The 7520-nt window shown below is 73.8% G+C and carries 7 protein-coding genes; 3 read left to right on the top strand and 4 right to left on the bottom strand.

The window, feature by feature from the left end; genetic code table 11:
* Nucleotides 1–75: 75 nt before the first annotated feature.
* The gene (locus JNL41_RS13875) at nucleotides 76–981 is read left to right on the top strand and encodes a TylF/MycF/NovP-related O-methyltransferase (protein ID WP_293475858.1); all 906 of its coding nucleotides are present in this window, start codon (nucleotides 76–78) and stop codon (nucleotides 979–981) included.
* On the opposite strand, the gene JNL41_RS13880 is transcribed toward JNL41_RS13875, so the two are convergent.
* A complete protein-coding gene (locus JNL41_RS13880) occupies nucleotides 971–2212 on the bottom strand; it encodes a putative sulfate exporter family transporter (RefSeq protein ID WP_293475859.1) in 1242 nt (413 codons plus the stop codon). The two genes, JNL41_RS13875 and JNL41_RS13880, sit on opposite strands and share 11 nt — an antisense overlap.
* Before the next feature lie 232 nt (nucleotides 2213–2444).
* On the opposite strand from JNL41_RS13880, the gene JNL41_RS13885 reads away from it, so the two are divergent.
* Nucleotides 2445–3356 carry a TylF/MycF/NovP-related O-methyltransferase gene (locus JNL41_RS13885; RefSeq protein WP_293475861.1) on the top strand — a complete coding sequence of 304 codons (912 nt, stop codon included), beginning with the start codon at nucleotides 2445–2447 and terminating at the stop codon, nucleotides 3354–3356.
* Nucleotides 3357–3362: 6 nt separating this feature from the next.
* On the opposite strand, the gene JNL41_RS13890 is transcribed toward JNL41_RS13885, so the two are convergent.
* Genes JNL41_RS13890 through JNL41_RS13900 form a run of 3 tightly spaced genes read right to left on the bottom strand, consistent with a single transcriptional unit; the run spans nucleotide 3363 to nucleotide 6702 of the window.
* Nucleotides 3363–4727, bottom strand: coding sequence for an amidohydrolase family protein (locus JNL41_RS13890; protein ID WP_293475862.1), 1365 nt, complete (start codon nucleotides 4725–4727; stop codon nucleotides 3363–3365).
* Complete coding sequence (locus JNL41_RS13895) at nucleotides 4724–5734, bottom strand: CoA transferase (RefSeq protein WP_293475863.1); 1011 nt, start codon at nucleotides 5732–5734, stop codon at nucleotides 4724–4726. The genes JNL41_RS13890 and JNL41_RS13895 overlap by 4 nt, the downstream gene beginning before the upstream one ends.
* Complete coding sequence (locus tag JNL41_RS13900; RefSeq protein ID WP_293475864.1) at nucleotides 5731–6702, bottom strand: enoyl-CoA hydratase/isomerase family protein; 972 nt, start codon at nucleotides 6700–6702, stop codon at nucleotides 5731–5733. Before JNL41_RS13900 ends, JNL41_RS13895 begins: the two co-directional genes overlap by 4 nt.
* A gap of 144 nt (nucleotides 6703–6846) precedes the next feature.
* Between JNL41_RS13900 and JNL41_RS13905 the strand changes: the two genes are divergently transcribed.
* On the top strand, nucleotides 6847–7520 hold a 674-nt coding region (locus JNL41_RS13905; RefSeq protein WP_293475866.1), incomplete at its 3' end, for an FAD-dependent oxidoreductase.

Below are 7520 nucleotides of genomic sequence, written 5' to 3' on the forward strand. Positions count from 1 at the left end.
TGAGCCCGCCGCCCGGGCGTGCTTGCCACGCCCGGGCGATACGGCCATGAAGCGCCGGCCGCCCGCAGGAGCCCCATGGCCGACGATATTCTTTCCGCGATGACGCCCGCGCGGCTCGTGGTGATGGGCGACGGCCTCGCCCGCGCCGGCGACACCGCCAACGCCACCCTGCTCTACCGCGCGGCGCTGGAGCGGGGTCCCGACACCGAACTCGCCAACCGGATCCGCCTGCGCCTGGGCCTCGCCATCAAGGCCGACCGGCGCCTCAAGGCCACCTACGACATCACCGAGGCCGTCGAGAGCATCGGCACGCGCAACTGGTTCGTCGGCGACGGCCTGGCGGTCTGGCTGAAGACGCAGCCGTTTCTCGAGGACCCGCGCTTCATGGCGCTCTCGGAGCAGCACGACCACCTCCTGCCCGTGCGCAACTGGCACTGGAACCTGACCGTCGCGCTCTGGGCCGTCGCCCGCGCCCGCGCGCTGCCCGGCGACCTCGTCGAGCTGGGCGTCTTCAAGGGCCACACCACGGTGTTCTGCGCCGACTACGTCCGCTTCGCCGAATGGGACAAGCGCTGGTGGCTCTACGACACCTTCGAGGGGATCCCCGAAGACCAGCTCGATCCGGGCTGGGCGAAGATCAACGCCGAGCTCTACGGGACCAACCTCTACGCCGAGGTGCGCGAGCGGTTCGCCCGCTTCCCCAACATCGACGTGATCCAGGGCCGCGTGCCCGAGATCCTGCACGAACGCCCGCCAGGCCAGATCGCGTTCCTGCACGTCGACATGAACAACGCCTCGGCCGAGATCGCCGCGCTGGACCTGCTGTTCGACCGTGTCGTCCCGGGCGGGGTGATCCTGTTCGACGACTACGCCTGGGGAACCTCGCGGGCGCAGTACGACGCGGAGAAGTCGTGGTTCGAGCGGCGCGGCGAGATGGTCCTGCCGCTCCCCACCGGCCAGGGGCTCTACGTCAAGCGCTGACGAGGGACGCGGCGCCGAAGGCCAGGGCGCAGAGCAGCGCGGTCTGGCAGGCCAGCGCCGCCAGCGGCCGCCAGCCCATGCTCTTCAGGCCCGCGATCGAGGTCTTGGCGCCCACCGCCACCACCCCCGCGCCGATCAGCAGGTTCGAGGCGAAGGTCGCGACCGGCAGCACCGTCTCGGGCACGATCCCCAGGGTGCGCACCGCGGCCAGGGCGAAGAAGGCGATCACGAAGCCCGGCAGCAGGACCGAGCGGCCCGGCCCCTTGGTTCCGGCCTCGCGCGCGGACCCGGCGAACGAAAGCGCCACGGCCAGCACCACCAGCGCCAGCAGCGACACCCGCACCAGCTTCACCGTCACCGCCAGATCGCCGACCTGCGGCGAGACCGAGTAGCCGGCGCCCGCGACCTGGGCCACGTCGTGGATCGAGGCGCCGAGGAACACGGCCGCGGCGTTGGGCGACAGCCCCGCCAGGTGCGCCACCGCCGGATAGGCCAGCATCGCCAGCGTCGAGAGCGTGGCCACGACCGCCACCACGTAGCCGGTCTGGCGCTCGGACTCCTCGTTCTTCGGCAGCACGGACGCCACGGCCATCGCCGCCGAGGCGCCGCAGATCGCCGTGGCGCTGGCCGACAGCATCGCGAAGCCGCGCGGCAGCCCGAACAGCCGCCCGATGCCCGAGCCCAGCGCCAGCGTGAGCGCCACGCACCCCAGCACCAGCATCAGCGTCTCGACGCCGAGCCCGGCGATGTCGCCCAGGGCGATGCGCAGGCCCAGCAGCGCGATGCCGGCCCGCAGCAGCGGCCGCTCGGCCACCTTCATGCCGGGCGCGAGGTCGAGCTTGCCGGCCAGCGGCGCGGCCACGAGGAAGCCCGCGACCAGGGCGAACGGCGCCACGGGCGCGTCGAACATCTTCGCCACGAGCGTCGCGGCGAGGGTCAGCACCGTCGCGAGCGCCAGGCCCGGAACCCACTTCGGCAACGGCTTGCGCAGGGCCTTCGCCGCCGTGCGGTGGGTCACCATGCGATCGTGCAGATCGCGGATGCGGCGGCTGCCCGAGCTCTGGAACGCAAACGGAAAGAGCCCGTGCAGCAGGCAGGCCGTCGCGGCCACGAACATCGTCGAGGCGAAGCCCCAGGCAGAGCCCAGGTGCTCGAAGTAGGTCTCGCCCACCGTTCCGGGGTGATGCGTGAAGGCCTTGAACATGCCGCCCCTGCGCGTCTCGAAGGTCAAGCGACAAGCATGGCGTGCGCAGGAGGAATGTCTTTGCCGCATGACGTCGACCGGACGCCCGATCGGAGAATTTTGATCTCCTTGGAGGCCTGATCGAGATATCTCATTCTCCCAACCTCTTCAGAGACCTTGACGATCTCCTAACGACTCGCTCGCGCTCGCGGCCGTGGCGCTTGCGTCGCCGCCGCGCGACGCCCTAAGGAGCCCGCACCCCCACGACCCGGAGTCCCGCGTGGCCAGCCTCACCTTCAACGACGTGACCACCGCCCAGCTCCTGATGATGGGCGACGGCTTGCTCGAAGGCGGCGACCTGCAACTGGCCAAGGCGGTCTACCAGCGGGCGCTGCGCGAGGCGCCGCCCGCCGAGCGCCAGCGGATCCACACGCGCATCGGCCTGGCCTCGGTCCGCACGCGCCGCACGCCGCTGCTCGTCAACATCCTGAAGGCGATCGAGTCCTCGGGCTTCTCCAACGCCGATCCCTTCGTCGCCGACGGCATGGCCACCTGGCTGAAGACACTGCCGTTCCAGGACGACCACCGCTTCCTGGAGCTGGCCGAGAAGCACTCGGCCCTGCTCCCCATCGCCAACTGGCACTGGAACCTGTTCGTGGCGCTGTGGGCCGTGCGCGAGTGCCGCAATGTTCCCGGCGACTTCGTCGAGCTGGGCGTCTTCAAGGGCCACACCACGCTCTTCTGCTCGGAGTACGTGGGCTTCTCCGACTGGCCGAAGACCTGGTGGCTCTACGACACCTTCGACGGCATCCCGGACGACCAGCAGGCCAAGGGCTGGGAGAACGCCAACAAGAGCCTCTACCAGGGCACCTTCAGCTACGAGGAGGTCCGCGACCGCTTCGCCCACGCGCCGAACATCAAGGTCATCAAGGGCCGGGTGCCCGAGATCCTGGAGGAGGGCGCGCCCGGCCAGATCGCCTTCATGCACGTCGACATGAACAACGCCCCCGCCGAGATCGCCGCCCTCGAGAAGCTGTTCGACCGGGTCTCGCCCGGCGGCATCATCCTCTTCGACGACTTCTGCTGGTCGACGGCGCGGGCCCAGTACGACGCCGAGACGGCGTGGTTCGCCGCGCGCGGCCTGCAGATCCTCGGCCTGCCGACCGGCCAGGGGCTGTTCCTGAAGCGCTAGGCCAGGCTAGACGGGCCGCCCGGCGATCAGGGTCGCCGCGACGCGCTCGCTCGACGGCGTCGCCAGCACCTCGCGCAGCGGAGCATCCAGAAGGCAGAGGTCGGCCGGTTCGCCCGCGGCCACCCGCCGCCGCGCCCGCCCCGGCGCGGCCGGGTCGTCGAGGTAGAGGTCCAGCGCGGTCGCTGCGTCCACCGCCTCGCCCACGCCGATCGCGAGGCCGCCGGCGCTCCGGCGCTCCACGGCCGCGGCGATCCCCAGCCACGGATCGGGCGTCGCGTAGGGCGCGTCCGAGCTGCCGGCCACGGGCACGCCCGCCGCCAGCAGGCTGGCGCAGCGGTAGAGGTCGGGCAGGTCCTCGGCGGCGACGCCCGCGGCGTAGCGGTCGCCCCGCTCATGGATGAAGGCCGACTGTGTCACCACCGTCAGGCCCAGGGCCCGGAGTTCGCCGATGGCGTCCGGCGGGATGACGCCGCCGTGCTCGATCCGGTCGCCTGGCCCGGCGCCCGCGAGGCCGAACGCCGCCAGGCTCAGCGCCAGCTCCGCGGCCGTGACGCAATGCACGGCCACCCTGCGCCCCTGCGCACGCGCCCCCGCGATCCGTCCGGCGAAGTCGTCCAGGTCGATCAGTGCGTGGTCGTCCAGCAGCACCTTCACCGGCCCGACGGCGAAGGCCCCGTCGGGCGGGGCGTCGAGCGGCCCGCCGCTCATCAGCGTCAGCCGCTGCGGCAGCGCGCCGGCCCGGTGCGCCTGGGCCAGCCTTCCCGCGGCGTCCGCATCGGTGGTCACGCTGGCGTCGGTCAGCGCCGTCACCCCATAGCGCGCAAGACGCGCCCCGACCGGCCGGAGCGGCGGCGGCGCGGCGCCGATGCGCGTGCGCAGCCACGCATCGCCCCGCCAGATGCGGCCGGTGGCGCGCTCCAGGCCGGGCGGATCGTCGCCCTCGCCTAGCGCCGCCAGCGCCAGGCTGTTCAGCACCCACAGCGATCCGGTCTGATGCTGCACCCGCAGCCGATGCCGCGGCGCCAGCCGGTCGAGCGCCTCGCGGGTCAGCTCGCCCGCCATCGTCTCGTGGTAGCCCAGCACGCGCACCCAGGCGCCCGCGGGCTTCGCCGCCGTCGCCGCCGCGATCCGCGCCGCGAACCGGCTGGCGGTCGCCACGCCTTCCAGCGTCACCGAATCCGCGCGCGCGGCGAGGCCGAACAGATGGATGTGGTGGTCGCAGAGCCCCGGGATCAGCGCCCCGCCCCGCCCGTCGATCTCGTCCGCGCAGGCCGCCAGCCGCCGCCCGATCTGGGCGATCCGGCCATCTGCGATCCGCACGTCCAACCCGGCGCGACCCTCCACCTCGACGTTGCGGATCGTGAGCGTCATGCCGCGCGCGCCAGGCCCATCAGGCCCGCTGCGCCGGCGGCGCAGGGCGCGAGGCCGGCGTCGACGCGCACGGCGCCGCCGCCCGTCAGCGCCTCCAGCGCTCCGACCGACGCCGCCAGCCCGGTGACCGGGTCCGCCAGAGCGTCGCCCAGGAACTGCGGCTCGCCGGCCTCGGTCCAGCGGACCAGGCCGCCCGCCGCCGCCGCGTCGTCGCCGAACGCGACCCGGTGGCCTGCGGCCCAGCCATGGCCGGTGATCGCCACCCAGACCGCGCCGCCCTCGGTGATCTCCCGCGGCTCGAAGCCGAGCGCGGCGAAGGCGCGGGGCCGCGCGCCGGTGATCACCACGTCGGCCGCCAGCACCGCCTCGCGCAGCGCCGCGCGCCCGGCCGGATCGGCGAGATCGACCGTCCGTTCGCGCTTGGCGCCGTTGAGCCGCCGGTGGAACTCCGGCGTCGAGGTCCGCGTCGGATCGGGCCTCGCCAGGCTCTCGACCTTGGTCACCTCGCAACCGGCCGCCGCCAGGATCGCGCCGCACATCGGCCCCGCCCACAGCGCCGAGAGGTCGATCACCGTCGGCGGCCCCGACCGCGACCGGCCGGGCCAGTAGGCCTGGGTCCCGGCCTGGGGCCGCGCGGCCGAGACCTCGCCCACGGCCCCCACCGGCAGGCCCAGCCGGACGCCGTCCTCCCGCAGGCGGGCGACGGTGCGGGTCGGCGCGAGCCGCTCGACCTGGTCCCACGCCGGTTCGCCCCACGCGCCTTCCAGCCACGCGGGCACGAGGTCGCGGTCCTCCTCGCGCGCCAGGTTGACCGCGATCCAGCCGTCGGCGGCGCGCACCATGCGGCAGGCACGGTTGGGCGAGATGCGCGTCGGCGGGTCGAGGGGCAGCAGCCCCGTCCGCGCGGTGATCTCCATGGCCGCCACGTCGACCCGCGCGCCGAGCCTGGCGCTCAGCCGGGCGATCCGGGCCGACAGCGAGGCCAGCACGGCGTCGAAGTCCCTCACGCCGCCACCTCGTCCACGAGGCCCCAGTCGAGCGCGGTGGCGAGGTCGACGTCGGCGCCCGAGATCGCCATCCAGCAGGCGCGCCGCCGCCCGATCCGCCGCGGGATCGTCGCCGTGCCGCCGGCGCCGGGGATCAGCCCCATCGACACCTCCGGCAGCCGGAAGTGCGCGCCGGGGTCGGCTGCCACGCGGCCCGCCGCCGCCGGAACCTCGATGCCCGCGCCCACGCACGCGCCGTGCAGCCGAGCCGTCAGCCGCGGCCCCAGCGCCGCCGCCAGCCGGGCGGGCGAGCGCAGGGTGCGGATCAGGTGCGCCAGGCCGACGTCCCCGGCCGTCCCGAACTCGTCGAGGTCGCCGCCGGCGCTGAAGCAGGGCCCGTCGCCGCTCAGGATCACCGGCGGCGCATCGGGATGATCGAGCGCGAAGGCCAGGGCTTCCGCGAGTTCGTCGCGCATCCGGGCGTCGAAGGCGTTGCGCCGCTCGCCGCGCGTCAGCCGGATCGCGATCGCCCGGCCCACGTCCATCGCCACCCGCGCCCCGGCGTCGGCCCGCGCGCGTGGCGGGTTCGCCGCCCGCCAGGACCGGAAGCCCTGCGACGCCAGCAGCATCGAGTAGGCCGTCGACTCCAGCGCCAGCGCCTCGTCCAGCGACACGGAGGGCGATATCCGCAGCACCTGCGCGCAGACCGCCGCGGCCACCGGCTGCGCCGCGACCGCCGCCTCGAGGTCGGCGACCGCGCCGTCCAGCTTCGCCGCGGGCAGCCCGACCCAGGGCCCCGGCGCGCCGGGCCCCTGGGTCAGCAGGATGTCGAACGGCTCCAGCCCCCCGCCCGGAAGCGGGCCCGTGCGCCACACGCCCACCTGCACCACGCCGGGCGTCGGCGCCACCGGCGGCGCGTCGCGGCCCAGCTCGGTCACCGCGATCCCGGCGCCGCCCAGCGCGGTCAGGTCGGCGATCAGGTCAGGCATGAGGGGCGCGCGTCCGCATGCGCCCTTGAATACCGAATCCCGCCGATCCCGGCGAATGCCGCCGGTGTTGCGCGCGACTATGATATTGCAAATCATTCGCAATTAAGGCACGATCCGCGACGGTGGAAGGTCGGGAGCGGGCGAGTGGCAAAGCGTGTCTGCGTCGTCGGCGCGGGCCCCTCGGGCCTCGCGGCCATCAAGACCCTCCGCGGCGCCGGGCTGGACGCGACGGGCTTCGAGATGTCGCCCGTCGTCGGCGGCCACTGGGTGATCGACAATCCCAACGGGCGCTCGGCGGCCTATCGCTCGCTGCGCACCAACACCACCAAGCGGATGAGCCGCTTCAGCGACTTCGAGATGCCCGCCGAATGGCCGGCGTTTCCGGGCCATGAACAGGTTCGCGCCTGGCTGGAGTCCTACGTCGACGCCTTCGACGTCCGCGGCGCGATCCACACCGCCACCACCGTGACCCGCGCCACCCCGCGCGACGGCGGCGGGTGGGAGGTGTCGCTGGCCACGGCGGACGGCGAGACGCGCACCGAGACCTTCGACGCCCTGGTGGCCGCCAGCGGCAGCTACTGGGACGCCCGGCTGCCGCAGTGGGAAGGCGCGTTCGACGGGCGCGTCCTGCACGCCCAGCACTATCGCGATCCGACGACGCCGTTCGACACCCGCGGCAAGCACGTCGTCGTCGTCGGCATCGGCAACACCGGCTGCGAGCTGGCCTGCGAGATCGCCGCGGCGGGCGCCGCCTCGGTTCACATCTCGGCGCGGAGCGGGACGTGGATCATGCCCAAGACCATCAACGGCGCGCCGGG

The organism is Phenylobacterium sp., from assembly GCF_016793285.1.
Taxonomy (GTDB): Bacteria; Pseudomonadota; Alphaproteobacteria; order Caulobacterales; family Caulobacteraceae; genus Phenylobacterium.